Genomic DNA, 26,808 nt, shown 5'->3' on the forward strand with positions numbered 1-26,808 from the left:
ACCAGGCCGCAGGCTCCGCTCCTCACACCACCGTTGAGGCGTCGGAAGCCGCGATGCCACCCACGGCCCTCCCCCTCCTCTTTCGGGGCCTGGCCGTTTCGTCAGAGATCGAAGGCTCGCTGCCACCCCCCATGACCTGGGGTGAAGTGTGCCTCCTTCCGGAGGAACAAACGTGACTGCCCTTACCCTGCCCGCTCGCGATCGGGCCCAGCTGACCTGCGCCGACATCCACGTCGACCGCGGTGGTCGCACCGTCCTGCGCCAGGTCGACATGAAGGTCTCCCCGGGATCCCGCTGGGGCATCGTCGGCGAGAACGGCCGCGGCAAGTCGACCCTGCTGCACGTCCTGGCCGGCACCCTGGTCCCGGATCAGGGGACCGTCCACCGCGTGGGCACCCTCGCCCTGGCCGAACAGGAGATGCCGGCCGAGGACGAGCGTACGGTCGGTGACATCGTCGACGAGCACCTCGCCGACGCCCGCGCCGCCCTCGAGCAGCTGGACGCCGCTGCGGTGGCGCTCGCCGAAGAGCGGCCGGGCGCCGAACAGGACTACGCGGACGCCCTGGAGGCGGCGCAGGCGCTGGACGCCTGGGACGCCGACCGCCGGGTAGACGTCGCCCTCGCGGGACTCGGCGCGGTCAGTGACCGTGCCCGCCCCCTCGCCACGCTCTCGGTCGGCCAGCGCTACCGGATCCGCCTGGCCTGCCTGCTGGGAGCCGAATGCGACTTCCTGCTGCTCGACGAGCCGACCAACCACCTCGACCTGGCCGGGCTGCAATACCTCACCGCCCGGCTGCGCGCCCACCCCGGCGGCGTCGTCGTGGTCAGCCACGACCGGGCGCTGCTGTCGGACGTGGCCACCGCGATCCTCGACCTCGACCCCACCCGCGACGGCTGCCCGCGCGTCTACGGCGGCGGATACACCGGCTACCGAGAAGGCCGCGAGGCCGAGCGGATCCGGTGGGAGGAGGAGTACGAGCAGCAGCAGACCGAACACACCCGCCTCAAGCAGGCCCTGTCCGAAGCGCAGAACCGCCTGAGCACCGGATGGCGCCCGCCCAAGGGCACCGGCAAGCACCAACGCGCCACCCACGCCGGCGCCCTGGTCCGCTCCGTCCACCGGCGCCAGGACGACCTCGAAAGCCACAAGGTCACCGCGCCGGTCCCGCCTCAGCGGTTCACCCTGCCGGAGCTGCCCGCCCGGCCCGGCGTCGCACTGCTGCGCGCGCAAGACGTCACCGTCCACGGCCGACTCCACCAGCCGACCACCGTGACGATGAAATCCGGCGGCCGGCTGGCCGTCACCGGCCCGAACGGGGCGGGCAAATCCACGCTCCTGTCCGTCCTGGCCGGGAAACTCGCCCCCACCACGGGCCGGACGCACCGCCCGCGGAAGGTGCGGCTGCACCTCCTCGGACAGGAGTCGCCGCAGGGGACACGCCGACGGGCCCACGACCTCTACCACGCGCACACCGCGCGGTTGGTGACCGCGGGTGTCCTCCACGAACGCGAGGTCGTGGGACTGTCCGCCCTGGGTCTGCTCACCTCCCGCGACGCCAACAAACCGGTGGCCGAACTGTCCATGGGCCAGCAGCGTCGCCTCGACCTCGCCCTGGCGCTCGCCGGGCGCCCGCACATCCTGCTGCTGGACGAGCCCACCAACCACCTGTCCATAGCGCTGGTCGACGAACTCACCGACGCCCTCCACACCACCGACGCGGCGATCGTCCTGGCCACGCACGACCGTCAGATGCGACGCGACATCCGCACCTGGCCCCACCTCGAGCTGGCCCTGCCCATGCCACAGCAGGCCGCGCGTACTCGCTGAGGATGACAGCTGCCGGGAGGGCCCCGCGACCATGGCCCTCCCGGATCATCGCTCCAGGCGGCGGACTTGGACGGTCAGTCCCTCCGAACTGCTCAACCGCACAACAGGGCGGCCGGTCTCCGCGGACCGGGTGACGAGCCCTCGTCCGTGGTCGCGTGCCCGGGCCACGACACCGTCCAGGTCATCGACGCCGACCGAGAGCTCCCACTGCGGGACGCAGACGAGGGGCCCGTCTGCGTCCGCGCCGATGAAGTCGGCGCAGACGAGGGGGGAACCCGTCGTCGCCTGGTAGAAGCTCCGGGCCTGGTCCGGCTGTTCGCAGGCCAGCACCATCCGGTACGGAGCGCCGGCCAAGCCCTGTGGGAACCCCCACCCGGCGAACCGGTGCGGCTGCCACAGGGAGAAGGCGGCGCCCGCCGGATCGATCAACGTCGCGATACGGCCCTGATCCCCGCGTCGAAGGGAGGGACGACAAGCCGCGCACCGTTGGCCGTCGCTGTCTCGACGCGGCTGTCGACGTCGTCGACCGAGAGGTAGAAGGCGATGTGGGCGGGAGATCCGGAGGGATAGACCGGACTGGCGAGGTCGCTCACGCTGCCGATCCGGTGACCGTCGACGGCTATTTTGACGGCTCGGCGCCAGTCCTCCTCATCCACCGCGAAACGCCAGCCCAACGCTGCCGAGAAGAAGGCCGCGGTATCGGGCGGATGGTGGGTTTTGAGGTCCATCCAGCAGAACTCGTTCAAAGAACCCAAACGGGCCGTCATCGTGTGCTCCTTGTCGTCCGGATCTGGCTATCGGCTCTCCGGACTACCTCGCAAGCACATTTCGACCGGGCACTCCCTGCTCGGAGCTGGGCGAATGACCGGCGCCGCGCGCGTCTCAGGGAATTCTCATCCGCTGCCCATGGTGAAACCAGGAACTCGCCACAGTATGGTCAAGGATCCAACAGGAGGATCAGATTCCGCGCGCCAGGTGTTCAGGGAGGCACGGCTATGGCCTTGAGTGGTACAGGAGTGCGCCGAATGGCCCGCGGGGTGCGGGGACGGTTGCGCAGACTCGCCGAGCCGCCCGTGCCGCCGTCGGCGCACCGGCTCGTACGGAACCCGGTGTTCGTCATCTCCTCCGTGCGTTCCGGCTCCACGCTGCTGCGGGTCCTGCTGAACAGCCACCCGCACATCCGCGCCCCGCACGAGATGCACCTGCGTACCCTCTCCGTCGACCTCACCAAGCCGTACACCCAGAAGGCCATGACCCAACTGGACCTCGATCAGCGGGAGTTGGAATACCTGCTGTGGGACCGCATCCTCCACCGCGAACTGGTGCGCAGCGGCAAACAAATCATCGTGGACAAGACACCCGGCAACGCGAGCGTCTGGGAACGGCTGCACGAGGGCTGGCCCGACGCCCGCTACATCTTCCTGCTGCGGCACCCGGCGTCGATGGTGAGCTCGCTGATCAACAACCGCCCGGACCGCGAACTGGAGGCGACCGTGCGCGAGGTGCGCGGCTACGTCGACGCCGTGCAGGCGGCCCGGAACGGCCTGCCCGGCCTCACCGTCCGGTACGAGGACCTGACGGAACGCCCCGAGGCGGTCACGCAGGACATCTGCGCGTATCTCGACGTGCCGTGGACACCGAAAATGCTCGATTACCGAAAAGGCGATCACGGGCCGTTCGTGCCGTACATCGGTGACTGGAGCGAGAACATCAAGTCCGGGAAGATACAGAAATCCCGACCGATCCCGGATCCGGAGGACGTACCGGCAGCGCTGCAGGACATCAGCCGTGCCTGGGGATATCCCTGTTGAGCGGACTTCAAGTGCCCATGTGACTGACCAGGTTGCCGCGGGTCGGAGAAGCGAAGGCCGCAACCGCCACCGGCCCCGTAACCCTCTACAAGATCATGCATGGCGCGGGAGTCCTCACACGGCAGATGGCGCTGTTCGCGTGGCTCCAGGCACGCAGCTGCGCGTTCGCCGTCGCGCTGTTGGGCGGCATGGCGGCGTCCACACTGCTCCCGCCGCTGCCGGTGGCGCGTTACGACCTTCTGCTGCTGTACGGCGTGCTGCTCACCGGCGTGTGCTACGTGCTGGGGTGGGAGACCAGACGCGAGGTGGCGGTCGTGGCCGTCTGCCATGTCCTGGGCTTCGCCTTCGAGTTGGTGAAGGTGCATGTGGGTTCGTGGACCTACCCCGAGCCGGGCCTGGCGAAGATCGCCGGCGTGCCGCTGTACGGAGGCTTCATGTACGCCGCGGTGGGCAGCTACGTCTGCCGGGCCTGGCGTCTGCTCGACCTGACGCTGACCGGCTACCGAGCCCGCAGCACCGCCCTTGTGGCCGTCGGTCTCTACGTCAACTTCCTGAGCCATCACTGGCTGCCGGACGTGCGTCCGGCCGCTCGGCGGCCTGCTGCTGGCGGCGACGGCGGGGACCTGGGTGCACTTCACGATCGGCGAACGTCGACACCGGATGCCGCTGGCGGCGGCCTTCGCCCTGATCGGGTTCTTCCTGTGGCTGGCCGAGAACATCGCCACCTATCTCGGCGCCTGGACATACCCCTACCAACTCCACGGCTGGGAACCGGTCTCCCTGTCCAAGTGGGCTTCCTGGGCCTTGCTGATCAGCGTCACCTTCGTCATCTGCCGGGCCCGTCGCCACCCCCCGGCCGAGCCGGTCGCTCCGCCGTCAGCTCTCCGTGTCGGAAAACCTCCGCGCGATGTCGCGATGCCTGTCCGCGGCCAGTTTCGCCTCGGCCGTACTGATGCCTGATCCAGGCAGACGGCTCAAGCGCTCGACCCCCTCCGCGAAGCGCAGGTGCTCGAGGTGCGCGTGCTCACGGCAGGCAAGACAGGTGACATGGCTCGGACGCGGAGAGGTCATCGCATACGGCACCCGCTTCCCGCATCCGGTGGTGACGAGACTCGGCAGATCACCGGCCAGCCCGAACGTGGAGGCGATCATGTTGCGGACAGCGGCATGGCCATGGACCACTTTCGACTCGACATGAATGTGCGGATCGTTCCCGTCCATGCGTCCCTCCTGCCCCGTCGACCGAACCGGCCGGGCGTGCTCCCAGGCACCCCCGGACTGCAGGATGCCATGGGAGGGGCCCGGGCCGGCGGACGGTCCGGGCCGTCCGCCGGGTTACTTCTGCGCGAGCGGTGTCACCGCGATCTGGTCGACGACCGGCGCGTACGGGGAGCGCTGGCCGTACTGGTTGTAAGTCGTTGAAGTGGAAGGTCGTCGGGAACAGCACCCTGCGGGCCGGGCCGCCGTTGACCGACAGATGAGTCGGTGCAGAAAGCCAGGGCGTCCTGCGGCGAGGACGCCGAAGTGCAAGAGCTGCCGAAGAAGAAGGCCGCCAAGAAGCAGCCGGCCAACAAGGCGGCCGCGACGAAGGCCGCGACGAAAAGGGACGTCGGGGCGTCGGCTGCGGAGTGCCTGGTCCAAGACGCCGAGCGCCGTGTCGGGCCGGCACTGCGGGCAGGGCTTGACGCCTTCGGCGAGCGCGCGAAGGTCCTTGTCTCGCTCGATCACCTTCGAGCGTTTTCCTGTGCTCCAGCAGTCGCCGACATGGACATACACCGCTTACCGGCCGGACAGCCCGCGCTGGATCAGTCAGGCCGGCGCGAGGGGGCGGGCCTGGATGCCGCGCTGCCGCTCGGCTTCGCGTCGCTCCTCGTCGGCGATCCACCGCCGGGTCCGGGCGAGGTCGCGCTCCTGCACCCGCTCCAGGAAGCGGAGCATGGCGAGTCTCGGTAGGCCTGGGTCGTTCACATGCTCGATTCTGTGATCACACCAGCACACTGCAATCCCAAGGGCGCCCGAGGAGCCGCCGTGGATGTCCAGGGACTCCTCCAATGCCCCCGCGTCGACCCTGCCAACCTTGATCCTGTGCCCGTACCACCCGCCCGCCACGAGGTGATCGCACGCGTCACCGCCATACCCGTAGAACCGTGCTCAGCGAAGGGGGCGCCGCCGACCCGCGGAAGGCTGCGGTCGAGGCGGGCCTGCACGCCGGCCGTGTGGCCGGACGAGTTGTAGCCGTCAGCCCTCCGGCTCGTTGCGTACGGTCACTGGCGAGCTTCGCGTGCTCCTTCTCGGAGAAACGTTCAAGCTTGATCAATTCAGCGGAGATGTCTACCACAATCCAGGATATTAAAGCGGGCTCTGCCTCAACGCGACGCCCGTCAATCCCACCCGTCATTGAACCTGTAGCACCATCCGCGCATCGCAACTTGCCATCAACCAGGGTGACTGCCCCATGCCGCCGATATGTGCGCGAAAATTTTATATTCTACAGTGCATCCCATTCACAGATGACCCATAAACCGCTGAGACTGAGAGACCGTTTCTCATTTACAGTCGATTAATTATCGTGGTCCCCTTGAAGGAAGAGCACCCAGCGGAAATTCACTGACACACCGGGATGGTAGTAATCATGGCCCTGATAGGGAACGATCGACGTATAACCGATGCCCACCGCCAAAGCGACGGCGCATGGCGCTTCACGGTCGAATACACGGCACATTTCGACCCGAGCGACCGCGGCCAGTTCTTCGATGACTCGGTGAAGATATGGGAGCACGACCCGGGCGACGACGACCAGGTCACTGCTTATGCGCCGACGGAGCGATTTCAGGCGCCGCAGGACGGGAGCCCCGCGCATCGAGTCAAGCAGTTCACAGCCACTGCAGACCAACTGGACACCGAAATCGACGACGAGGAGACATATGCATGGATCTGGCTGCGCAGAGCCGGCGCAGGGCCCGCTGACGATGAACAGCGGACGCCGATCCGCGTGACGGCCCCATAGCCTCGGACGTGTAGCCGCGAGGATCCGCCGAGAGCCGCCGCCTCTCACGCTCTACACCGTGGCGGCCGACAGGGTGAGTGATTCCCGCGGATGACCCGGGAGCCACAGGCTGACCGGCACGGCTGACGCCGGTCAGCCTGTGGCCAAGGTCTTACCGCCGTGGACGGCAGACGCGCCCCGTAGGGCGCAGGAGGCGTTGCGCATCAGGGCATCTTCCAGAGTGTCAGTTCGGTGACGTAGTCGGGCCGATGACGGTCATCGCCGATGCCGGTGATCTCCAGCATCGCCAGGTTGCCGTCGGTTGTGACGGTGCACAGCAGCATGCGCCCGGGAGCGGCGGCCGCGGCCGAGGGCTCGCGTCGGGGTGGTTGCCGGGAGGCCTGTTCGCGGCGGGCGATCTCCGACATGAGTGGTTCGGGGAGCCATCCGGCGAAGTCGCGAAGCGGCCGGCCGCAGGCATCTTCGCACCGTTCCGCCAGTTCGGCGGGGGCGGGCCGGGAGGCCGGGTCGACGGCCAGGCAGCGTTCCAGGATGGGCCGTAGCCGTTCCGGGTAGCCGGTCAGGTCCGGGGGCCGCAATTCGGTGCTGGCGATCTTGGCGGCCAGGGTGATGGCGGCACCATTGCCGTAGGGGTGGCAGCCGGTCGCTGCGACTGCCGCGATCAGGCCCAGCGAGAAGATGTCGGTCGCGGGTGTCAGAGGCCGTCCGTTCACGTGCTCGGGCGACATGTGCTGGGGCGTTCCGATGAGCCCCCCAGTACGGGTGAGCTGCGGGGCGTCAGTGGCTCGTGCGATTCCGAAGTCGATCACCCACGGACCGCTCATGCCCAACAGGATGTTGCTCGGCTTCAGATCGCGGTGGATCACACCGGCCGCGTGCACGGCGCGCAGCGCCTCCGCGGCGCAACCGACGAGCTGCAGGGCCGCGGGCAGCGGCAGCGGTCCGCACATGGCTATCGCCTCGTCGAGCGGCAGGCCGGCCGAGGACCATTGCGACGGTTGTGGTTGCAGGTCAGGCGACAACGCCAACAACGACAACGGTCGGGGCGAGGGAGCGGAAGAGGGGCGTGTACAGGCCATCGGTGACGGTGGGCGGCTGGTCAGCGCCTCCCCTCGGCTTGAAGATCTCGTCGCTCGCTTCTCCGCAGAAGCCTCCACGGACCGTCCGGCAGCTCCCGTCAAGGGGGGAGATGAACGGCGAATGATCGCGCGCCTCCTAGCCGCCCTCGGCTGCGATTACTGCGCCACCTGCGGGTGGTGGTTCCGCCCCCACTGCGGGCCCTGAGTGGCACACTGAACCCGGCCTCGCCCTACCCCTGTGGCACGATGCCCCGTCAGACCGCACCGTCCATGGGGGAAACATGTGCACCCGCGCCACCATCACACTGACCGCCGCACTGCTGCTCACGCTCACCGCCTGCACGTCCGACAGCGACGGCAAGGACCCGGGCCCGACGATCACCACCCCGAGCGCGGAGCAGCCGGCGAAGGCAGACACCACCGGTCTCGAGTCGGCCGTCCGCTCGTACACGGACGCGTACTTCAGGGGCGACGTCAACACCGTGTACGGCATTGTGTCCGACCGCTGCACCGAGAAGATCACCAAGCCTGCGATGCAGGCCCTCACCGACCGGGCCGTCGGCGACTACGGCCACCAGGACGTGAAGCGCTTCAAGGTCGACCAGGTGTCCGGCGACATGGCGCGCGTCTCGTACGGCGTGGGCCTGCCCAAATTCGACCAGAGGCAGCAGCCGTGGGTGCGTGAGGGCGGCGACTGGAAGTACGACGCCTGCTGACCCAGCGTCACCCGGACCACGTCGAGCGCCAGGCCATCGAGCAGAACCGCGCCGTCTCTCCACCGCCAGGAGCTGGAGGATGCTGGGACCGGCATCAATGCCGGGACGATCCGAGCCGACCTCGCTCGGGGACACTCGCCCGAGCCCGACGACACCGAGCATGGCGTGAATCGTCGGTACGGCGAGACCATCACGACGGCCCTGACGGGCCTGGAGAAGCTGACCGCAAACCAGTCCTCAACAGTTCCACGTTCCTGGCCCGGCCTGCCCCGAACGCGGCCGGGCCGATTCATGTCAGGGGAGGTGCCCATGGGCAAGGCACGCCGCGTCACCGACAAGGACCGCGAAGCCGTCCGCGGGCTCCACTCCGAGGGCAAAGGCCGCAACCAGATCGCGGAGATCCTCAGCCGCTCCGACCGGACGATCAGCACCATCGCCAAGGACCTCGAAGTCTCCTTCTCCCGAGCCACCCAGGTCCGGGCCGCCACCGAGATCCGCGAGGCCGACCTCGCCGACCGCCGCGCCGCCCTCGCTCAACGCCTCCAAGACGTCGCCGAACGCGAGCTGGAGAAGGTCAACAAGCCGCACATCTACTTCGACTGGGGCGGCAAAGACCATGACTTCGACACCTACGACGCCCCGGATCCGACCCCGGCCGACAAGCCGGCGCTGATGGGTGTCGTGGCCACCGCCGTAGACCGCTCGCTGAAACTCGCCCCACCGAAGGACGAGGACAGCTCCGGCGAGGTCGGTGCCCTGCTGCTCGTGTACGTCGTGACGGCACCGCTCGGCGGGCAGCTGGTCGTCGTCGAAGACCTACGACACCGTCGCCCCCAACGTCTTCGGCCAGAGGTCTCCGTGGGGTCATTCGTCCCGACTGGGACGCGAACCGGTTCGATCGATGCCGAGCCGGACAAGCCATGAATTACATGGCCTGTCTCGGGGGCATCGCGGTTTCGAGCGGTTTTGTCGAACCGATTCGCCGGAACCTAGCACCGCCGCAAACAAGCCAGCAATACCTCTGACGTGGATCGGTCACGAGGTCCCAAGAAATGCGCGCAAGGCATTGACACCCGCTCGGGCCCGCTCCTACCTTCCCTTCACGCGAACCGGTTCGACAGTCGGTTCGCTCTCGAACCGGTTCGACGAAGGAGTCCCGTGAACATCGGTGAGATCGCCCAGCGGGCCGGTGTCTCGCGGAGTACCGTGTCCTACGCTCTGAGCGGCAAGCGCTCGGTGTCGGAGGAGACCCGCCGCAAGATCCAGCAGGTCATCGACGAACTGGGCTACCGGCCCAACGCGAGCGCCCGGGCCCTGGCCAACGGCCGGACCAGCACCCTCGGTCTGGTCTTCCCGCCGGCCGGCAACCACTACACGGGCATGCAGCTGGACTTCATCGGCAGCGTGGTGGAGGCCGCGGCGGCCTACGACTACGACGTGCTGCTCTCCCCGAGCGGCGTGGACAGCGACCGCTCGTTCCAGCGGCTCCTGGGTGAGCGGCGGGTCGACGGCGCGATCCTGATGGAGATCAGGCTCCAGGACGACCGGGTCGACCACCTGGTCGATGCGCGCTTCCCCGCCGTCTGCATCGGCCGCACCGCCCGCCCGGACGGTGACTGGTGGGTCGGCCTGGACCACACCGCACTGGCGGCGGCCTGTGTCCACCACCTCGCCGACCTTGGCCACCGCAGGATCGCGTTCGTGAACCGGCCCGAGCATCTGCTGCGGGCCGGTTACGAGTCGGCGCACCGCGGGCTGGACGGTTTCACGAAGGCCGCGGCGGAGCGCGGGCTCACCGTACGGACGTACTGCTGCGGCGACGACGCTCCCTCCGGTGAGGCGTGTCTCGAGCGCATCCTGCACGACGACCCGGCCACCACGGCGCTGGTCACACTGAACGAGGCCGCGCTGGGCGGCCTCTACCGGGGCCTGGCCATGGCCGGCCGTCATGTACCGCGAGACTTCTCCGTCACCGGGGTGGTGGCAGGCCGGTGGGCGGAGACGGTGACCCCGCAGCTCACGGCGGCGGACGTGCCGGCGGAGCAGCTGGGGCGCCTCGCCGTCGACCTGCTGGTCGAGCGGCTCGATCACCCCGACGCGGCGCCTCGCCATCACTTGCTGGTGCCGCCCATCTCGCTGCGCGCCAGCACCGGTCCCGCCCACGCGGGTTCCGGCGCCACCGCCTGACCCTCACTCCCTCTCGTCTCAGCGGCCCGTCGCCCTCCCAGGCCATCGCCGCTCCTTCACCGGTCCCTCGGCCGGACATCCGCCGACTGCTTCTTCGGCATGCCCTCGCCGAAAACACAAAGGAACGCGCCATGAACAGATCCCCCGGACGGCGGCTCACCGCTGCGGCCATGACCGTCATCGCCCTCGCCGCCGGCACCACAGCCTGCTCATCCGGCGGCAGCACGCCCTCGGAAGGGGCGGACAGCGGCACCTACACCATCTGGGACCCCTACCCGCAGTTCGCCAAGGACTCGGCGTGGGCGAAACTGCTGGACAGCTGCGGCAGCAAGGCCGGCGTGAAGATCAAGCGGACCGCGTTCGACACCAGCGACCTGACGAACAAGGTGCTCCTGGCGGCGCAGCAGGACAACTCCCCGGACGTGCTCATCGTCGACAACCCCGTGGTCTCGACCCTGGCGGAGGCCGGACTCCTCACCACCACCGACGACACCAAGGTGGACACCTCCAAGGCCGACCCCAACCTGCTCGCGGCCGGCCAGTCGGGCGGGAAGACGTACGGCACTCCCATCGGCGCCAACACCCTCGCCCTCTACTACAACAAGGACGTCCTCAAGACCGCGGGCGTCGACATCGCCTCGATCAAGGACTGGAAGTCACTGACGGCGGCGCTGGAGAAAGTGAAGAAGGCCGGCAAGAAGGGCATCACCTTCTCAGCGATCGGCACCGAGGAGGGCAGCTTCCAGTTCCTGCCGTGGTTCTGGGGCTCGGGCGCCAAGCTCACCGAACTCGACTCCGCCCAGGGCGCCTCAGCGCTGTCCCTGTGGACCGACTGGCTGAAGAAGGGCCACGCGCCCAACTCGGTCATCAACAACACCCAGACCACCAGCTGGCAGGAGTTCGCGAGCGGCGACTACGCCTTCGCGGAGAACGGCACCTGGCAGCTCGCGGGCGCCGAGAAGGCCGGCTTCGACTACGGCGTCCTCCCCATCCCGGCCTCCGGCGGAGGCAACGCCGCGGCCCCGACCGGCGGCGAGTTCGTCACCGTCCCCGTCCAGGGCGACACCGGCCGCTACACCACGGCACAGAAGCTGGTGACCTGCCTGACCAGCACCGAGAACCTCTACACCACCGACACCACCCTGTCCTACGTCGCCCCCACGGCCGAGGTCCAGAACAAGCAGGTCGCGGCCGACGCCAAGCTGAAGCCCTGGGTCGAGGCGGTCAAGGCGGCCAGGGGACGCACCAGCGACGACCTCGGCACCGAGTACCCCAAGATCTCCGAGCAGATGTGGAAGGCGATCCAGACCGCACTCAGCGGGGCCAAGTCGCCGAAGGACGCGCTCACTTCGGCGCAGAGCGCGGTCAAGTGACGTGAGCCCGATGAAGCAGACGGCACACCCGCCCGAACGCCGGCCCGCGCTCGACCGGAAGAGGGAGGCCGCCATCGCCCCGCTCCCGGCCCGTTCCGCGCCGAGGCGCCGCCGCCCGACCTCCCAGCAGTGGGCCGCCTGGGCCTTCCTCACCCCGGTCACCCTCTACCTTGTCCTCTTCTACGCCTATCCGCTGTACCGCAACCTCGATCTGAGCCTGCGCAACTACACCGTCCGTTCCTTCGTCCAGGGCGACGCGCCCTTCACCGGCCTCGCCAACTACCGGACCGTTCTCGACGACCCGACCTTCGGCCCGGCACTCACCCACACCGTGGTGTTCACCGCCGTGTGCCTGGTCTTCCAGTACGCCATCGGCCTGGCCCTCGCGGTCTTCTTCAACCAGCACTTCCGGCTCTCCGCGACCCTGCGCGCCCTGTTCCTCGTACCGTGGCTGCTGCCGCTCATCGTGTCGGCCTCCACCTGGTCGTGGATGCTCAACAGCGAATCGGGCATTGTCAACGCCTTGTTGAGCGGCGTCGGCATCGACTCGGTGAACTGGCTGACCTCACCGTCGTGGTCGCTCACCTCGGTGATCATCGCCAACATCTGGATCGGCGTCCCGTTCAACCTCGTCGTGCTCCACAGCGGCCTTCAGTCGATCCCCGGCAGCCTCTACGAAGCGGCCGCCCTCGACGGCGCGAGCGCCTGGCGGCGCTTCTGGCACATCACCTTCCCGCTCCTGCGCCCGGTCTCCGCCATCACCCTGCTGCTGGGCCTCGTCTACACGCTCAAGGTCTTCGACATCATCTGGATCATGATCAAGGGCGGCCCGGCCGACTCGTCCACCACCTTCGCCACCTGGTCCTACCGGCTCGGCTTCGGCAACCTGCTCCCGTCCTTCGGCCCCGGGGCGGCCGTCGGGAACCTGCTGGTCGTCGCCGCCCTGGTCTTCGGCCTGGTGTATCTGAGGGTCCAGCGAAAGCAGGCACTGTCGTGACCGGGACCGCCATCAACCGACCCGACCGTACGTGGTGGAAGACGGCCACGGGCCTCCTGCTCACCGCGGTCATGCTCTTCCCGGTCTACTGGATGATCAACGTGTCCTTCACCCGCGAACAGGACATGCGCAAGAGCCCGCCGGACCTGTTCCCGGCGCACGGCACGCTGGAGGGCTACCGGGCCGTCCTGGACCAGCAGTTGCCCTACCTCGGCACCAGCCTCGTCATCGGCCCGGGCACCGTCGTCCTCACCGTGGCGCTGTCCGCACCCGCCGGCTACGCGCTGGCCAAACTGCGCCCGCGCGGCGGCGGCGCGCTCAGCTTCCTCCTCCTGGTCGCCCAGACGATCCCCGGCATCATCATGGCGATGGGCTTCTACGCCATCTACCTCAGCCTCGGACTGCTCCAGTCGGTGCCCGGCCTGATCGTCGCCGACTCCACGCTGGCCGTCCCGTTCGCGGTGCTGATCTTCACCGCGTTCATGTCGGGCATCCCGGAGGAACTGCTCCAGGCGGCGAAGACGGACGGAGCCGGGCTACTGCGCACCTTCTGGTCCATCGTCCTGCCGATGAGCCGCAACGCCGTCGTCACGGTGTCGCTCTTCGCGTTCCTGTGGTCCTGGTCCGACTTCGTCTTCGCCAGCACCCTCGCGGGCGGCGGCGCTCACGAGCCGATCACCCTCGGCATCTACCACTACATCGGCAACAACAACCAGGAGTGGAACGCCATCATGGCCACCGCCGTCGTGGCCTCTCTGCCCGCCGCGGTGATCCTCGTCCTCGCCCAGCGTTACGTCGCCGCCGGCGTGACCGCCGGAGCCGTCAAGGACTGACCCCTCCCGCAAGCCCCGGCCGACCGCCGGTACCCCTGCTGCAGAAACGAGTGACCCTTCATGACCGCCGCCCGACCCGGCCCGGCCTTCTCCCTGCACGACATCCCGTTCAGCACGCACGGTTCCTGGTTCGACATCTCCCCGGTCCTGGCGGAGAAGGCGTACGCCGAAGACCTTCACCTGGTCTCCCACCAGAACGGCATGCACGGGGTCCTGCGCCTGGTACCGCTCGACGCAGCGACGGGCGTCCGGGCCGAACCCCGAGTCTCAGCGACGCCGAGTCTGCTCACCTGGCACCACGAGAGCGGGCGCGTCGACCTCGCCTACGAGGCGCCGGACACCGTACGCCTGCACGGGGCGGGGCTCGGCCTGCGCATCGGCGCGGCGGCACAGACACTGGCTCCCTTCACGGGCACGTACTTCTTCCGCGACCCGGCGGACGGAGCTTACGTGTTCACCTCGTACGAGACCGGGCGCCGCTACCGGGTCACCGTCGTGTCGGGCGTCGTGCGCGACACCTCCGGCGGCCAGGCCCTGGGCAGCGCCGACCGCGGCCTCACCATCACAGCGGACACCGGTGGAACCTGGGAGGCCGCCATCGAGGAGTTCGACAGCGGACGCCGCCCCTACACCGCCCGGAAGACGTTCGGTGAGGTCGTGACCGAGGCGGAGCAGGCCTTCACCGACTTCGCCGACGCGGTGGCTCCCTGGCGCTCGTCCAGAACCCCGGCCGCCGAACTCGCCGCGTACGTCCTGTGGTCGGCGACGGTGGACAGGGCGGGCCTCGTCACCCGGCCCGCGGTGCTGATGTCCAAGCACTGGATGGACAAGGTCTGGAGCTGGGACCACTGCTTCAACGCCCTCGCCCTCGCACCCGGAGAACCCGAGCTGGCCTGGAACCAGTTCTCCCTGCCGTTCGACCACCAGGACGAAAGCGGTGCGTTGCCCGACTCGGTGACCCACTCGGAGGTCCTCTACAACTTCGTCAAACCACCCATCCACGGCTGGACCCTGGCACACCTGCGGCGACGGCTTCCCGAAGCCCTCGGACGCACTGAACGCGCCGAGACCTACGACAGACTGCGGCGCTGGACGGACTTCTGGCTCACCGCGCGCCGAGCACCGGGTGCCGCCCTGCCCCACTACCAGCACGGCAACGACAGCGGCTGGGACAACGCAACGACCTTCGACCCCGAACGCGCGGTCGTCACCGCGGACCTGGCCGCGTTCCTCGTCCTGCAACTGCGCGAACTCGCCGCCCTGGCGACGGAACTCGGCCTGACCGACGATGCCCGCGGCTGGACGCGCACCGCGGAGACGGTCCAGGCGGCCATGCTCGACGAGCTGTGGACGGGGGAGCGGTTCGTCGCGAGGGGCGCCGCCGGCGGCCACACCTGGAGCAGCTCCAGCCTGCTCGACCTGATGCCGATCGCCCTGGGCGAGCACCTGCCCGAGAACGTCGCCAAGACGCTGGCCGTCCGGATCGAGGCACACCTGACCGCCCACGGCCTGGCCACCGAACTGCCCACCTCACCGCACTACCGCCCCGACGGCTACTGGCGCGGCCCGATCTGGGCACCCGCCACCGTCCTCATCGAGGACGGCCTGCGCCGCAGCGGCCACCACCGCCTCGCCGACGAGATCAGCGCCCGCTTCCGGGCCCTGTGCGAAACCCACGGCTTCGCCGAGAACTTCGACGCCCTCACCGGCACGGGCCTGCGCGACCGCGCCTACACCTGGACCGCCAGCGGGTACCTTCTCCTCGCCGAGGCCCACGAACGCCGGCACCCCGCCCCTTGATCAAGAAGGCGCACATGATGCCCGAAGGCATGGGTACCCGATGACCGGACTTCGACCGAAGACGTGCGTTCGGCTGATCGATTGGATGCATGATGACTGACTCCCCCTTCGACAGCGGCGCCTCGGCCGCCCAGCAGGCCCTGCGCGCGGTCGTCGACAACGGACCGGACGATGCGGCGCTGCGTACGCTGGCCGGCAGCGAGGTGCTGCTTCCCGCCGATCTCGACGCCGTGGGCCCGGACCCAAAGTCTCTGAGCCTGCCCGTGTACGAACTGAACGACGGCACCGAGCTCGTGCCGGTCTTCACCACGCAGGCACGCATGGAGCAGGCGATCCCCCAGGCCAGGCGTCATCGCAGCGTGGTGCTGGGTGCCCTCGCCCATGGCTGGCCGTCGGAGGAGCTGGCGCTGGTCATCGACGCGGGCACGCCGGAGGAGCTGGCGCTCACGGCCCAGGGTGTCAAGGAACTGCTCGACCGCAACGAGAGCTGACTCCTGGCCCGCACGCCGAACCTCAGTCGTGGCCATGCGCGCTGGAGTCGCGGACGGCTCCCGGCTGCTGGAGCGGGCGACGACCGCTGCGGGCGCGGCCGTGGGCGCGGTCCGACGAGCCGCCGCACAGGGAGGACGCCCGGTGAGGGACTGGCACACGCACGAGTTCACGGCGGCGGCCGGCACCCGGGTGCACGCGGCGGTTTTCGGCCCGGCCGGTGCCCGGGAAGTGGTGTGTGTGCACGGTCTGGGCTGCTCGTACCGTTACTGGCTGCCGTTCGCCCGCGCGCTCGCACCGGACACCAGGACGGTGGCGGTGGACCTGCCCGGCTTCGGGCGTACGCCGGGCCCGCCCGCGGCGCTCGACGTGCACCAGTTGTCGCTGGCGCTGGCCGACTGGCTGCGGGCCACCGGCCGCGGACCGGTGCCGCTGGTCGCGAACTCCACCGGTTGCCAGGTGGTCGTGGATCTGGCGGCGCACACCCCCGAACTGATCGGGCCGGTGGTGCTGAACGGCCCCACCTTCGACCCGCACGCGCGATCGACGTTGCGGCAGGTCGCCCGCCTGATGAGGGACGCACGTTGGGAGCGGCCGAGCCTGGGTGTGGCCCTCGCCCTCAGCTACGCGGACTGCGGGCTTCCCCGGGCCTGGCGGACGTTCCGCCACCAGCTGCATGACCCGGTCGAACGCAAACTGCGCCACCTGCGCACCCCGGCCGTGGTCGTGCGCGGCACCCGTGATCCCATCGTGCCGCCCCAGTGGGCCGAGGAGGTCGTCGCACTGCTGCCCCGGGGCAGGCTCGCCGAGGTGTCCGGAGGGGGACACACCCTGAACTACTCCGCCCCGGAACTGGCCCGTATCACCCGGGAGCTCCTGGGACCGGCCCCTGAGCCGGTCTCCTGAGCCGGCCTTCTGCGGTGCCGTGGCGCGATGGCTCAAGTCCGGGGTGTGCCCGGCCCGCCGCCGTCGGCGGCGAGGCGGTGCGCGAAGCCGCGTACCGGCTGCGACCACGCCTCGGGGTCCAGCCAGGGAAACGTGTGCGCCCCCGCGACCTCGACGTACTCCCCGTCCGGAACCAGACCGGCCAGATGGCGGCCCCAGCGGGCGGTGCCGATCCGGTCGTCCCCGCCGCGGATGACGAGCAGGGGCACCCGCAGCCGGGCCACCGAGTCCTCCAGGGCGTCCTCGAGGTGGACCCGCGCCGTGTGCAGCAGCCGGCGCGGGCCCGCGCGCTTCCACTCCGGCCGGTGCGATTCGGACAGCCCGGGCGGTTCCCGTCGTCCGTCGAGCTGCCAGCGGACTAGCAGACGTACATAACCGCGGGCTACCGGGTCGACGGTGGGACTGGCCAGCACGACACCCGCGACACCGGGATGTCCCAGCGCGGCGCGGGCGGCGACCTGGGTTCCGCTGGAGTGCCCGGCGAGGATCACCGGCCCCAGGGCGCGAGCGGTCAGCCAGTCGGCGACGCACCGGCCGAACTCCGGCACATCGCGCTCGTGCGGGGGATCGCCGCTGCCCGCGAAACCGGGCAACTCCACCAGGTGGGCCCGCGTCCACCGGCCGAAAGCCGCCAGGCCCGGCAGCAAGTAGTCGGCCACCGCCGTGCCCTGCACGAGCACGACCTCCGGCGTGCCCGGATGTACGTCGCCGACGGCGCGGCTCCGTATCCGTCCGAGCACACCGTCGTGGTACGTCGTGACGGTCCGCTCCGGAAACGGCGGGCGATGTTCGTGACGGGAACCCATGGCCTGCGCACCTCCGCCGGCTCGGTCTGCCGGTCATCCTTCGGCCGGGCCGAGGGTTTCGAAGCGGGCCAGTCGACGGGCGCCGGTGTGCCGCTCCTCGGCGAGGAACTCGTCCAGTTCCTCCAGAGCGAGCGGGGGCGGCAGCGGATACCGCTCGGGAAGGGCGGCGAGGGCCGGTTGGTAGCGCAGTGTGCTGCCGATGTCCTCGGGAAACGCCCGATCGTCCACACCGAGCAGCCCTCCCTCCGTGCCGGCGTACCGGCGGGCAAGCTCGCTCCACTGCCCGGCCGGGACTTGGCCGACCGAGCGCAGTGCGTTGGAGAACAGGTTCACGTGGATGCGTCGGTACGGCTGCTCCTGGTCTCGCAGGTACTGGTCGAGCAGGCGGTAGGAGGACTCGGCGGTGAACTGCAGCCAGAAGGGGACGGCGCCCAGTCGCAGCGCCCAGAGCGGCTCCCACTGGTTGTACGTCTCTACGAGCAGCCGGTCGGCCGGCAGACCCCGCCGGCGGTACCACCAGCGGTACAGGTCGGCGACGAGCGGGCTGAGGTGTTCGGGCTCACCGATGGTGATCCGGCGTACTCGGTAGCCGCAGCGGGCCGCCAGTGCCGTGATGTCGGGGGTGAGGCTGTCGTCGTACCCCCACTCCGCCTCCGGATACCGTTCGTCCGGTGGCGGGGCGTCCCACTGGCGGACCTGTGATTTCTGCTCGGCGAGGTGCCGGGCGATACGCTCACTGCCGCCGGCGTACTCGTCGGCCGGCATGCCGCCGAGGGCGCCGAACTGGAAGCGGTGCCGGTCGCCCAGGACCGACACGGGCCAGGTGAGGGTGCAGTCGACGATGAAGATGGTCGCGCCCGGGGCCAGCCGCTGCTCCAGGAACCGTTCCAGCACCGCGCCGAGCCTGAGCCGCTTGAACCGGAAGTACATGAAACACACCAGCATCGCCCGGTCCTGGCTCGGGTCGTGCATATGGCACAGGGTCAGGTCCGGGTTGGCCTTCACCAGCTGCCGGCCGAACTCCTGGCCCGCGATCAGGGCCGCGCGCGGCTGGTCCGGGTCCAGCCGGGCCCGCACAGGCACGAGGTAGGTCTGCGGGAGGACGGGAGCGTGAAGGGCCGCGGCGAGATGGACGGCGGCGCCGCTGCCGGCCCCGATGAAGGCTGCGGGGTAGGGACCGGGGCCGTACTGACCGGCGGTCCAGGCCGCCAGATCCTCGCCGCGCACTCGGCGTACCCGCGTGAGCGGTGCGCCCTCCAGATGGGCGGCCAGTACGAAGAGACGCCGTCGTGCCGGTGAGGGCAGGTGAGAGGCCAGGTCGGCCAGCCAGGTGGATCCGGGACCGACGCCGAGTCCCCTGAAATCCTTGCCGCGAAGGAACCGGCTCACCGCCCGCACCGCTGCCACCGAGGAGTCGAAGTCGCACAGGCAACGCGCCGTCCGCAGGCGCTGGAGCACGTCTGCCTCCCTCCCAGGACGACCCGCATCGCACATGACCGGCGACAGCCGTCTCTGCCTCGATCACAGGGAGTACCCCTGCGGCCGCATTTCATGACCCTCAGGCGTCGGTCGGCCCGTCACTCCCGTACTTCGTCGGCGACAGGTCGAACCGGCCGACCCGATTGATCCTCGTGTGCCGGGAGCCGACACGGGTACGCGGAGCCCGTCCCCAACCTGAGTGAGGAGTGTTTTCCATGGCGCACGCGACGGTCGACGAGGTGCTGGGCGCTCTGAAGGATGTGGACTTCCCGGCAGACAAGACGCAGCTGCTGGAAGCGGCCCGCTCCGCAGGTGCCCCGGGCGAGGTGATCTCGGCTCTGCGCGGCATCCCGCCCGAGACCTACACCAACCGTGACGACATCGTCCACTCCATACGGACCGACCCCGACTCGGACCTGGGGCACACCCCGGCGGAACGCGCCGAGCAGGCCCGTGAGGGCGGCAAGCCCGGCCTGTCCCAGCACCTGCGCGAGGTGCCCAAGACGCCGGTGGAGGAAGAGCTGGACCGCTGAAACGCCGAGGACGCCGAGCGAGTGGGAGGGCTGGTGCCGACCGGGACAAGGCTGGAGGTCGCTGTGCTGGTGGGACTTCAGGCATCCGGCAAGTCGGCGTTCTACGAGCAGCGCCTGCTCGGGCGGCGTTACGCCCTGGTCAGCAAGGACCTGTTCCCGCGGGGTGCCCGCCGCAAGCAGGCCCGGCAGATGCGCTTGGTGGAGGCGGCGCTGGGCTCGGGGAGGTCGGTGGCGATCGACAACACCAATCCCACCCCTGAGGAGTGGAGGCCACTGGTCGCTGCCGGGCACGCCCATGGTGCGACGGTCACCGCGTACTGGTTTCCGCCGGATCTGGAAGGCTCCCTGCGGCGCAACGCCGTACGGCAGGAGCATGACCGGGTACCTGACATCGGTATCCACGCCACTGCGAAGCGGTTGCGCCGCCCCTCACGGGCGGACGGGTTCGACGCCGTCCTGGAAGTACGGTTCGACGGCCGGGGCGGATTCCTGGTGCGTTCGGGTCCGGACAGACCCGGATCGCACCCCCCGTCTACGGCATGATCCGCCGGACAGGCAACGTGCCGCCCGGACGCAGGCCCTAGTAGTGCTTGGTCAGGTTCATTCGCCGGTGGCGTGTCCGCTTGATCGGTTGGGTCGTTGAGCGGGTGTGCTGGGTGGGGAGTTGGCCGCGGTCCGGTGTGATCTGGAGGACTTCGCGGCGGAGATGTTCGAGCCGTTCGCGCGGGCGGATCAGCGCCGGTGGGGCGAGGTCTATCTGCGGGGGCTGCTGCTGGACGGGCGGCGCAAGTCGGTGGAACCGATGGCCGCCCGGCTGGGTGAGGACGGCAACCGGCAGGCTCTGGCCCACTTCATCACCACCAGCCCGTGGGAGGCGGCGCATGTGCGGGCCCGCCTCGCCTGGCGGATGCAGCAGGTGATCAAGCCGACCGCCCTGATCGTCGATGACACCGGCTTCCTCAAGGACGGGGACGCCTCGGCGTGCGTGGCCCGGCAGTACACCGGAACCGCGGGCAAGGTCACCAACTGCCAGGCCGGGGTGTCGTTGCATCTGGCCTCCGACGCAGCGTCGGCGGCCGTCGACTGGCGCTTGTTCCTGCCCGAGAGCTGGGACCCCGCCTCGCCGAAGGCCGATCCGGCCAAGGTGGCCCGCCGCACGAAGTGCGGCATCCCCGAAGAGGTCGGTCATGTCGAGAAGTGGCAGCTGGCCCTGGACATGATCGACGAGACGAGGTCGTGGGGCATCGAGGTCCCCCTCGTCGTCGCCGACGGAGGCTACGGCGATGCCGCGGTCTTCCGCCTCGGCCTGGAGGAACGCGGCCTTGACTACGTGGTGGGCATCTCCACCACGACCACTGCCCAGCCGGAAGAAGCCAGGCTCCACATCCCGCCCTACGGCGGTCGCGGGCCTCGGCCGCAGCCCGTTTACCCCGAGCCGGCCCAGGCCGTGAAGAAGCTGGTCATCGAGGCCGGCAAGCGGGCCGCGAAGCCGGTGCAGTGGCGGGAAGGCTCCCGCCCGGGCAGCGGCCGCAGCGGCCTGAAGCGGATGTACTCGCGGTTCGTGGCCCTGCGGATCAGGCCCGCCGGACGCGAGATCCGCAAGAACACCGACGGACCCGAACTGCCCGTGCGCTGGCTGCTGGCCGAATGGCCCGCCACCGAGCCCGAACCCGTCCAGTTCTGGCTGTCCAACCTGCCCGCCGAGACCCCGCTGGCCACCCTCGTGCGCACCGCGAAGCTGCGCTGGCGCATCGAGCACGACTACCGCGAGATGAAGCAGGTCCTGGGCCTGGCCCACTTCGAGGGCCGCACCTGGAGAGGCTGGCACCACCACGTCACCCTCGTCTCCGCAGCCCACGCCTTCTGCACCCTCCAGCGCATCACCCGGTCCCCAAAAGAGACGGCGTCGGCCTGAGCCTCTACAAGGTCGCCCGCGAACTGCAGCTACTCCTCGCGGTCTGGACCGGCGCCTGCCCCACCTGTCACCGCGACATACCCACAGCGATACCGACCTGACCAAGCCCTACTAGTGCTCAGGATGACTCGTGAGGTACCCGCCCATGGAGGTGAAGTACTCGGTCGCCCCCAACTCCCGGCCGTCTTCCGTCCGTACGCGGGTGATGGCCAGGCCGCGGTTGCGGCCGGTGCGGGCGTCGGCCCCGGCGACGATGACCACGCCGTCGCCCTCGCGATAGAAGACGCGGCCGGGTGTGCCGCCGTAGCGGCCCTGGGACACCACGGCGGCGAGGACCTCGAGGCGCTTGCCCTTGTGGAAGGTGAAGGCGCTGGGGTACGGCTCGGACTGGGCGCGGACGAGGCGTTCGAGATCTTCCGCGGGCCAGGTCCAGTCGATGCGGATGTCTTCGGTGGACCGCTTGTGGAAGAAGCTGGCCTGGGACCGGTCCTGCTTGGTGAACTCCGTCTGCCCGGCGGCGATGAGGTCGAGCGCGCCGATGGTGACCGGTGCGATGAGGTCGACGGTCTTGTGAAAGAGGTCGGTGGCGGTGTCCGTCGGCCCGACCGGGACCGCCTCCTGCCTGACGATGTCGCCGGCGTCGAGCTCGTCGTTCATCATGTGCGCGGTGACGCCCACTTCGGGCTCGCCGTTGATCAGGGCCCAGATGATGGGGGAGAAGCCGGCGTACTTCGGCAGCAGCGAGTCGTGGACGTTCAGCGTGCCGTGGCGCGGCAGGTCGAAGATGCGCGGGGGGATCCACGTCCGCCAGTTGTTCGCCACGATGATGTCCGGGTCTGCATCCTTCAGGCGCTCGAACAGCTCGTCGTCGTCAGGGCGGTTGCGGATCAGTACCGGGACGCCGTGCTCTTCGGCGAGATCGGCGACGGAGTCGCTCCAGATCTTCTCGTACGCGTGCTCGCTCTTGGGATGCGTCACGACCAGCACCACGTCGTGTTCGGAGTCCAGGAGGGCTTTCAGGGTGCGATGCCCCCAGGTCTGGTAACCGAACATGACGACCCGCATGGGGTTCCTCCTCAGCGTAGGGGTGGACCGGCAGTAAGTAAAGCAAGCCTTACCTATGTTTACAACGGGCGCGTGCGGCACCCCAGTTGATGGGCGAGCCGATGTACGGGCGTCCGTTTTGCCCTGTCGACACCTTCAAGGGTTTAGCTTAGGCTCACCTAAGTTCCATGGTGTGCCGCTCCGTCGGCTTGCCCACCTTTCGTACGTTCCCCGCGGCCGGCAACCGGCCGCCTGCACGATGGGAGTGACATGCCACAGGTTCTTCCTGGTGACGCATCACCGGTCCTCGACCTCATTGGCATCGGCTTCGGACCGTCCAATGTGGCCATGGCGATCGCGCTGAGCGAGCACAACGCAAGCGTCGGCAGGCAGGAAGCGGTCACCGCTCACTTCTTCGAGCAGCAGCCGCGCTTCGGCTGGCACCGCGGCATGCTCATCGACGACGCGACCATGCAGGTGTCCTTCCTCAAGGACCTGGTGACGCTCCGGAACCCGGCCAGCGAGTTCAGCTTCCTCTGCTACCTGAAGAGCAAAGGACGGCTGATCGACTTCATCAACCACAAGAACCTCTTCCCGCTGCGCGTGGAGTTCCACGACTACTTCGAGTGGGCCGCGGCCAAGGTCGGCGACATGGTCTCCTACGGCCACGAGGTCGTCGGCGTCGCGCCTGTCGTCCGTGACGGAGCCGTGGAGTACCTGGAAGTGACGGTCCGGTCGGGGGAGGGGCTGGTGGTCCACCGGGCCCGCAACCTCGTCATCGGTACCGGGCTGCGTCCTCTCATGCCGGAGGGCGTGGAGCGCGGCGACCGCGTCTGGCACAACTCCGAACTGCTGGCGAAAGTCGAGGGGTTGGAGGGCAACTCACCTTCTCGGTTCATCGTCGTGGGCGCCGGGCAGAGCGCCGCCGAGAACGTCGCCTACCTGCACCGCCGCTTCCCCCAGGCCGAGGTCTGCGCGGTCTTCTCCCGCTACGGCTACAGCCCTGCCGACGACAGCAGCTTCGCCAACCGGATCTTCGACCCCGAGGCGGTCGACGAGTACTTCGCCGCGCCCGAGAACGTCAAGCGCCGGCTGATGGACTACCACGGCAACACCAACTACTCCGTGGTCGACATCGACCTGATCGACGACCTGTACCGGCAGATGTACCAGGAGAAGGTTCTCGGCACCGAGCGGCTGCGCTTCCTCAACGTGTCCCGGCTCGTCGACGTCAAGGAGACGCAGGCCTTGGTCCGTGCCACGGTGAAGTCCCTGGTCACCGGTGAGGAGACGGCCCTGGACGCGGACGTCGTGGTCTTCGCCACCGGCTACAGTCCCGTCGAGCCTCTCGGCCTCCTCGGTGAGGTCGCCGACCGCTGCCTCCGTGACGACGAGGGCCGCGTCCGCGTCGAGCGCGACTACCGCATCGCGACGGACCCCGGCCTGCGCTGCGGCATCTACCTGCAGGGCGGCACGGAGCACACGCACGGCATCACGTCGTCGCTGCTGTCCAACACCGCGATCAGGGTCGGCGAGATCCTGGACTCGCTCCTCGACCGGGGCGTCAAGGCCGCTTCCGACGAGGCCCGTCCGGTCGCCGACGAAATCGGCAGCACCGCCCGCTAGCCCGCCCGCCGGTCCAGCCCCACACCGCCGCGCCCGCCTGATGGCACCGCACCCGGCAGGCGCGGCAGCACTGGGCCACCCCGTGAAAGGAACATCCGTGTCCACGTGTGGGCACACCGCTTCCTGAGCGTGAGGTGCGCCGCTCGCCATGCGTCCTCATCGGATCAAAGGGATAACGTACGTCCACATGGGCACGACTGCAGTGGAGCGCCCCGCGCCCAGGGGCACAACAGAGGCCCGTCGGCGGCGGGTTGTGGGTTTGGGCACGCTCGTGGTGGTCCTTGCGGCCGCGGGGGCGGTGTCGTTGGCCGTCGGTGCGCGCGCGTTGAGTCCCGCCGAGGTGTGGCACGGACTGTTCGCGGCGCCGGACTCCGACCAGCGGCTCACCGAGATCAGGCTCATCGTGCAGACCGTACGGGTGCCCCGGACGGTGCTCGCGATCGTGGCGGGCGTCGCACTGGGGGTCGGCGGGGCGTTGATCCAGGGGTACACGCGTAACCCGATCGCCGACACGGGCTTGCTGGGGGTGAACACCGGCGCCTCGTTCGCCGTGGTGTCGGTCATCGCCGTGTTCGGGTTCTCCAACCCCTTCCAGTACGTCTGGTTCGCCTTCCTGGGGGCGGCGGTCGCCGGTGTCGTCGTGTTCGGTCTCGCGAGCATCGGCCGGGGAGCCGGCAACCCGTTGACGCTCGCACTGGCCGGCCAAGGAATCACGGTGTTCCTGATGGCGATGACCACGGCGGTCGCACTGTCGAACCAGGCGTCGCTGAACGCGCTGCGGTTCTGGAACGCGGGCTCCGTGGCCGGCGTCGAATTCGATGTCATCTGGCCGGTGACCGCGTTCATCGCGGTCGGCCTGGTGTTGGCACTGACCACGCTGCCCACCATCAACCTGCTCAACCTGGGTGACGACGTGGCGCGGGGGCTGGGAGTGAACATCGCGCTGAGCCGGACCATCGGCATCGTCGCCATCACCCTGCTGGCGGGCGCGGCGACGGCGGCCTGCGGCCCCATCGCGTTTCTCGGCCTCATGGTGGCCCACGTGGCCCGGTATCTGACGGGGCCGGACTATCGCTGGCTGGTGCCGTACGCGGGTCTGCTCGGTGCCATCGTCCTGCTGGTCTGTGACATCGTGGGGCGCTTGGTGGTGCGGCCGGGCGAGTTGGACGCGGGTGTCGTCGTCGCTCTCCTCGGCGCCCCGTTCTTCGCGGCTCTGGTGTGGCGCGGAAAGTTCAAGAACGCATGAACGGGACAGAGTTGAAGCCATCGCTGGCGCCGGGCGTGCGGCTCGGCCACGTGTCGTTCGTATGGCGGCCCTGGATCGTATGCGTCACGCTGCTGCTGGGGGCGGCGACCTTCCTGGTGTTCTGCCTGTCCATCGGCGTCGGGGACTTCCCCATCGGCCTGCCCCAGGTGATCGCCACGATCTTCGGCGGGGGTGAGCGGGTCGACGAGTTCGTGATCATGGACCTGCGGATGCCGCGTGCCCTGGCCGGGCTCGTCGTGGGGATCGCGCTGGGGGTGTCGGGGGCGATCACGCAGTCCATTGCGCGCAATCCGCTGGCCAGCCCGGACATCCTGGGGATCACCGGGGGCGCGAGCGCGGTCTCGGTGTTCCTGGTGACGGTGTCGGGCGGAACCTCCGCGGCGATCGTCAACTCCGTGGGCCTGTCCTCGGCGGCGCTCGCGGGCGGCCTGGGCACGGGGCTGCTTGTCTACTTCCTGGCGTGGCGGCGCGGGATCGACGGCTTCCGGCTCATCCTCATCGGCATCTCGGTGAGCGCCGTGATGGAGGCGATCACGACCTGGCTGCTGGTGACGGCCGACATCAGGGACGTGGCCCGGGCCCAGGCGTGGCTGGTCGGGTCGCTGGACAACCGATCGTGGGACGAGGTCTGGGTGGCGCTGTGGTGCTCGCTCGTCCTTCTGGCCGTCGTGTCATGTGTCGCGTTCCAGTTCAAGCCGATGCACTTCGGCGACGAGGTCGCCGCCGGCCTGGGCGTCCGCTACTCGATGGTGCGGGCCGTCCTGCTGTTGTGCGCGGTCCTGCTGGCCGCCGTGGCGGTGAGCGCGGCGGGCCCGGTCCCGTTCGTCGCGCTGGTGGCGCCGCAGGTGGCGATGCGTCTGGCGAGGTTCCCGACGCCGCCGATGGTGGCCTCCGGCCTGGTGGGAGCGTTGCTGCTGATCAGCGCGGACCTGGTGGCGCGCACGGCGCTGCCGATCAGTCTCCCGGTCGGCGTGGTCACCGCCGCGATCGGCGGCCCCTTCCTCGTCTATCTGCTGGTGCGGGCGAACCTCAGGTAGCTGGTACAAAGTTAGGCGAGCCTAAATGAGGGGGCC

General features: G+C 69.3%; 27 protein-coding genes and 1 pseudogene. 19 read left to right on the forward strand and 9 right to left on the reverse strand.

What is annotated here, in order from left to right:
- Positions 1-172 precede the first annotated feature (172 nt).
- The gene (locus Q4V64_RS52520; protein WP_253267365.1) at positions 173-1,828 is read left to right on the forward strand and encodes an ABC-F family ATP-binding cassette domain-containing protein; all 1,656 of its coding nucleotides are present in this window, start codon (positions 173-175) and stop codon (positions 1,826-1,828) included.
- A 45-nt stretch (positions 1,829-1,873) separates the two neighbouring features.
- On the opposite strand, the gene Q4V64_RS52525 is transcribed toward Q4V64_RS52520, so the two are convergent.
- Together Q4V64_RS52525 and Q4V64_RS52530 are read right to left on the reverse strand one after the other, a co-directional pair.
- Positions 1,874-2,257, reverse strand: coding sequence for a hypothetical protein (locus Q4V64_RS52525; RefSeq protein ID WP_253267366.1), 384 nt, complete (start codon positions 2,255-2,257; stop codon positions 1,874-1,876).
- A complete protein-coding gene (locus Q4V64_RS52530; protein ID WP_253267367.1) occupies positions 2,254-2,595 on the reverse strand; it encodes a VOC family protein in 342 nt (113 codons plus the stop codon). The genes Q4V64_RS52525 and Q4V64_RS52530 overlap by 4 nt, the downstream gene beginning before the upstream one ends.
- Positions 2,596-2,853: 258 nt before the next feature.
- On the opposite strand from Q4V64_RS52530, the gene Q4V64_RS52535 reads away from it, so the two are divergent.
- Both Q4V64_RS52535 and Q4V64_RS55900 read left to right on the forward strand, forming a co-directional pair.
- Complete coding sequence (locus Q4V64_RS52535) at positions 2,854-3,639, forward strand: sulfotransferase (protein ID WP_253267368.1); 786 nt, start codon at positions 2,854-2,856, stop codon at positions 3,637-3,639.
- Positions 3,640-3,734: 95 nt separating this feature from the next.
- Positions 3,735-4,599: pseudogene (locus Q4V64_RS55900) on the forward strand (DUF817 domain-containing protein).
- Here Q4V64_RS55900 and Q4V64_RS52540 read toward each other — a convergent pair.
- The 3 genes from Q4V64_RS52540 to Q4V64_RS55910 all read right to left on the reverse strand — a co-directional run bounded on the left by Q4V64_RS52540 (position 4,516) and on the right by Q4V64_RS55910 (position 5,607).
- Positions 4,516-4,860, reverse strand: coding sequence for a hypothetical protein (locus Q4V64_RS52540; protein WP_124444349.1), 345 nt, complete (start codon positions 4,858-4,860; stop codon positions 4,516-4,518). The pseudogene Q4V64_RS55900 and the gene Q4V64_RS52540 sit on opposite strands and share 84 nt — an antisense overlap.
- A 114-nt stretch (positions 4,861-4,974) precedes the next feature.
- The gene (locus tag Q4V64_RS55905; RefSeq protein ID WP_306308384.1) at positions 4,975-5,415 is read right to left on the reverse strand and encodes a DUF6233 domain-containing protein; all 441 of its coding nucleotides are present in this window, start codon (positions 5,413-5,415) and stop codon (positions 4,975-4,977) included.
- 33 nt (positions 5,416-5,448) lie between these two features.
- Positions 5,449-5,607: a hypothetical protein gene (locus Q4V64_RS55910; RefSeq protein ID WP_172629517.1), complete on the reverse strand. Its 159-nt coding sequence runs from the start codon at positions 5,605-5,607 to the stop codon at positions 5,449-5,451.
- A gap of 664 nt (positions 5,608-6,271) precedes the next feature.
- On the opposite strand from Q4V64_RS55910, the gene Q4V64_RS52550 reads away from it, so the two are divergent.
- Positions 6,272-6,646 (forward strand): hypothetical protein, encoded by a 375-nt coding sequence (locus Q4V64_RS52550; protein ID WP_124444350.1) that lies wholly within the window; start codon positions 6,272-6,274, stop codon positions 6,644-6,646.
- 203 nt (positions 6,647-6,849) lie between these two features.
- Here the strand turns inward: Q4V64_RS52550 and Q4V64_RS52555 are convergent, their stop codons facing one another.
- Positions 6,850-7,674, reverse strand: coding sequence for a serine/threonine-protein kinase (locus Q4V64_RS52555; RefSeq protein ID WP_303715219.1), 825 nt, complete (start codon positions 7,672-7,674; stop codon positions 6,850-6,852).
- Positions 7,675-8,006: 332 nt separating this feature from the next.
- Here Q4V64_RS52555 and Q4V64_RS52560 point away from each other — a divergent pair, with 332 nt between their 5' ends.
- The 9 genes from Q4V64_RS52560 (at position 8,007) to Q4V64_RS52600 (ending at position 17,026) form a co-directional block, all read left to right on the forward strand.
- Positions 8,007-8,441, forward strand: a complete 435-nt coding sequence (locus tag Q4V64_RS52560; RefSeq protein ID WP_124444351.1) for a hypothetical protein — start codon at positions 8,007-8,009, stop codon at positions 8,439-8,441.
- A gap of 309 nt (positions 8,442-8,750) precedes the next feature.
- Entirely contained in the window at positions 8,751-9,365 is a 615-nt protein-coding gene (locus Q4V64_RS52565) for a helix-turn-helix domain-containing protein (protein ID WP_216377695.1), read from the forward strand.
- 234 nt (positions 9,366-9,599) lie between these two features.
- Positions 9,600-10,628 carry a LacI family DNA-binding transcriptional regulator gene (locus tag Q4V64_RS52570; protein WP_124444352.1) on the forward strand — a complete coding sequence of 343 codons (1,029 nt, stop codon included), beginning with the start codon at positions 9,600-9,602 and terminating at the stop codon, positions 10,626-10,628.
- 131 nt (positions 10,629-10,759) lie between these two features.
- Entirely contained in the window at positions 10,760-12,001 is a 1,242-nt protein-coding gene (locus Q4V64_RS52575; protein ID WP_124444353.1) for an extracellular solute-binding protein, read from the forward strand.
- A 10-nt stretch (positions 12,002-12,011) separates the two neighbouring features.
- A complete protein-coding gene (locus tag Q4V64_RS52580; RefSeq protein WP_124444354.1) occupies positions 12,012-12,998 on the forward strand; it encodes a sugar ABC transporter permease in 987 nt (328 codons plus the stop codon).
- 11 nt (positions 12,999-13,009) lie between these two features.
- The gene (locus Q4V64_RS52585) at positions 13,010-13,831 is read left to right on the forward strand and encodes a carbohydrate ABC transporter permease (protein WP_124444364.1); all 822 of its coding nucleotides are present in this window, start codon (positions 13,010-13,012) and stop codon (positions 13,829-13,831) included.
- Between the two features lie 60 nt (positions 13,832-13,891).
- Positions 13,892-15,631 (forward strand): trehalase family glycosidase, encoded by a 1,740-nt coding sequence (locus Q4V64_RS52590; protein ID WP_124444355.1) that lies wholly within the window; start codon positions 13,892-13,894, stop codon positions 15,629-15,631.
- A gap of 89 nt (positions 15,632-15,720) precedes the next feature.
- Positions 15,721-16,122 carry an SseB family protein gene (locus Q4V64_RS52595; protein WP_303715223.1) on the forward strand — a complete coding sequence of 134 codons (402 nt, stop codon included), beginning with the start codon at positions 15,721-15,723 and terminating at the stop codon, positions 16,120-16,122.
- Between the two features lie 34 nt (positions 16,123-16,156).
- Positions 16,157-17,026, forward strand: a complete 870-nt coding sequence (locus Q4V64_RS52600) for an alpha/beta fold hydrolase (protein WP_124444356.1) — start codon at positions 16,157-16,159, stop codon at positions 17,024-17,026.
- Positions 17,027-17,058: 32 nt separating this feature from the next.
- Here the strand turns inward: Q4V64_RS52600 and Q4V64_RS52605 are convergent, their stop codons facing one another.
- Positions 17,059-17,871 carry an alpha/beta hydrolase gene (locus Q4V64_RS52605; RefSeq protein ID WP_124444357.1) on the reverse strand — a complete coding sequence of 271 codons (813 nt, stop codon included), beginning with the start codon at positions 17,869-17,871 and terminating at the stop codon, positions 17,059-17,061.
- A gap of 33 nt (positions 17,872-17,904) precedes the next feature.
- Positions 17,905-19,329 carry a hypothetical protein gene (locus tag Q4V64_RS52610; RefSeq protein ID WP_124444358.1) on the reverse strand — a complete coding sequence of 475 codons (1,425 nt, stop codon included), beginning with the start codon at positions 19,327-19,329 and terminating at the stop codon, positions 17,905-17,907.
- Between the two features lie 236 nt (positions 19,330-19,565).
- On the opposite strand from Q4V64_RS52610, the gene Q4V64_RS52615 reads away from it, so the two are divergent.
- The 3 genes from Q4V64_RS52615 (at position 19,566) to Q4V64_RS52625 (ending at position 21,798) form a co-directional block, all read left to right on the forward strand.
- The gene (locus Q4V64_RS52615) at positions 19,566-19,883 is read left to right on the forward strand and encodes a DUF2795 domain-containing protein (RefSeq protein ID WP_124444359.1); all 318 of its coding nucleotides are present in this window, start codon (positions 19,566-19,568) and stop codon (positions 19,881-19,883) included.
- Positions 19,884-19,916: 33 nt separating this feature from the next.
- Positions 19,917-20,426, forward strand: coding sequence for an ATP-binding protein (locus tag Q4V64_RS52620; RefSeq protein ID WP_253267370.1), 510 nt, complete (start codon positions 19,917-19,919; stop codon positions 20,424-20,426).
- A gap of 163 nt (positions 20,427-20,589) precedes the next feature.
- Positions 20,590-21,798 carry an IS701 family transposase gene (locus tag Q4V64_RS52625; RefSeq protein ID WP_172629642.1) on the forward strand — a complete coding sequence of 403 codons (1,209 nt, stop codon included), beginning with the start codon at positions 20,590-20,592 and terminating at the stop codon, positions 21,796-21,798.
- 111 nt (positions 21,799-21,909) lie between these two features.
- Here Q4V64_RS52625 and Q4V64_RS52630 read toward each other — a convergent pair whose 3' ends face one another.
- Positions 21,910-22,863, reverse strand: a complete 954-nt coding sequence (locus Q4V64_RS52630) for a methionyl-tRNA formyltransferase (RefSeq protein ID WP_303715225.1) — start codon at positions 22,861-22,863, stop codon at positions 21,910-21,912.
- A gap of 249 nt (positions 22,864-23,112) precedes the next feature.
- Here Q4V64_RS52630 and Q4V64_RS52635 point away from each other — a divergent pair, with 249 nt between their 5' ends.
- The 3 genes from Q4V64_RS52635 (at position 23,113) to Q4V64_RS52645 (ending at position 26,772) form a co-directional block, all read left to right on the forward strand.
- Positions 23,113-24,468, forward strand: coding sequence for a lysine N(6)-hydroxylase/L-ornithine N(5)-oxygenase family protein (locus tag Q4V64_RS52635; protein ID WP_124437773.1), 1,356 nt, complete (start codon positions 23,113-23,115; stop codon positions 24,466-24,468).
- Between the two features lie 187 nt (positions 24,469-24,655).
- Complete coding sequence (locus Q4V64_RS52640; RefSeq protein WP_124437772.1) at positions 24,656-25,714, forward strand: iron ABC transporter permease; 1,059 nt, start codon at positions 24,656-24,658, stop codon at positions 25,712-25,714.
- A complete protein-coding gene (locus tag Q4V64_RS52645) occupies positions 25,711-26,772 on the forward strand; it encodes an iron chelate uptake ABC transporter family permease subunit (protein ID WP_124437771.1) in 1,062 nt (353 codons plus the stop codon). Before Q4V64_RS52640 ends, Q4V64_RS52645 begins: the two co-directional genes overlap by 4 nt.
- The last annotated feature ends 36 nt before the right edge of the window (positions 26,773-26,808 follow it).

The sequence above is a fragment of the Streptomyces sp. NL15-2K genome, from assembly GCF_030551255.1.
Lineage (GTDB): Bacteria > Actinomycetota > Actinomycetes > Streptomycetales > Streptomycetaceae > Streptomyces.

Coding starts and splice junctions, on each gene's coding strand:
- Q4V64_RS52550 (WP_124444350.1), top strand. CDS start 6,272: ATGGCCCTGATAGGGAACGATCGACGTATAACCGATGCCCACCGCCAA.
- Q4V64_RS52530 (WP_253267367.1), bottom strand. CDS start 2,595: ATGACGGCCCGTTTGGGTTCTTTGAACGAGTTCTGCTGGATGGACCTC.
- Q4V64_RS52615 (WP_124444359.1), top strand. CDS start 19,566: ATGGCGCACGCGACGGTCGACGAGGTGCTGGGCGCTCTGAAGGATGTG.
- Q4V64_RS52580 (WP_124444354.1), top strand. CDS start 12,012: ATGAAGCAGACGGCACACCCGCCCGAACGCCGGCCCGCGCTCGACCGG.
- Q4V64_RS52535 (WP_253267368.1), top strand. CDS start 2,854: ATGGCCCGCGGGGTGCGGGGACGGTTGCGCAGACTCGCCGAGCCGCCC.
- Q4V64_RS52590 (WP_124444355.1), top strand. CDS start 13,892: ATGACCGCCGCCCGACCCGGCCCGGCCTTCTCCCTGCACGACATCCCG.
- Q4V64_RS52635 (WP_124437773.1), top strand. CDS start 23,113: ATGCCACAGGTTCTTCCTGGTGACGCATCACCGGTCCTCGACCTCATT.
- Q4V64_RS52575 (WP_124444353.1), top strand. CDS start 10,760: ATGAACAGATCCCCCGGACGGCGGCTCACCGCTGCGGCCATGACCGTC.
- Q4V64_RS52540 (WP_124444349.1), bottom strand. CDS start 4,860: ATGGACGGGAACGATCCGCACATTCATGTCGAGTCGAAAGTGGTCCAT.
- Q4V64_RS52595 (WP_303715223.1), top strand. CDS start 15,721: ATGATGACTGACTCCCCCTTCGACAGCGGCGCCTCGGCCGCCCAGCAG.
- Q4V64_RS52630 (WP_303715225.1), bottom strand. CDS start 22,863: ATGCGGGTCGTCATGTTCGGTTACCAGACCTGGGGGCATCGCACCCTG.
- Q4V64_RS52565 (WP_216377695.1), top strand. CDS start 8,751: ATGGGCAAGGCACGCCGCGTCACCGACAAGGACCGCGAAGCCGTCCGC.
- Q4V64_RS52625 (WP_172629642.1), top strand. CDS start 20,590: ATGTTCGAGCCGTTCGCGCGGGCGGATCAGCGCCGGTGGGGCGAGGTC.
- Q4V64_RS52560 (WP_124444351.1), top strand. CDS start 8,007: ATGTGCACCCGCGCCACCATCACACTGACCGCCGCACTGCTGCTCACG.
- Q4V64_RS52645 (WP_124437771.1), top strand. CDS start 25,711: ATGAACGGGACAGAGTTGAAGCCATCGCTGGCGCCGGGCGTGCGGCTC.
- Q4V64_RS52600 (WP_124444356.1), top strand. CDS start 16,157: ATGCGCGCTGGAGTCGCGGACGGCTCCCGGCTGCTGGAGCGGGCGACG.
- Q4V64_RS52640 (WP_124437772.1), top strand. CDS start 24,656: ATGGGCACGACTGCAGTGGAGCGCCCCGCGCCCAGGGGCACAACAGAG.
- Q4V64_RS52605 (WP_124444357.1), bottom strand. CDS start 17,871: ATGGGTTCCCGTCACGAACATCGCCCGCCGTTTCCGGAGCGGACCGTC.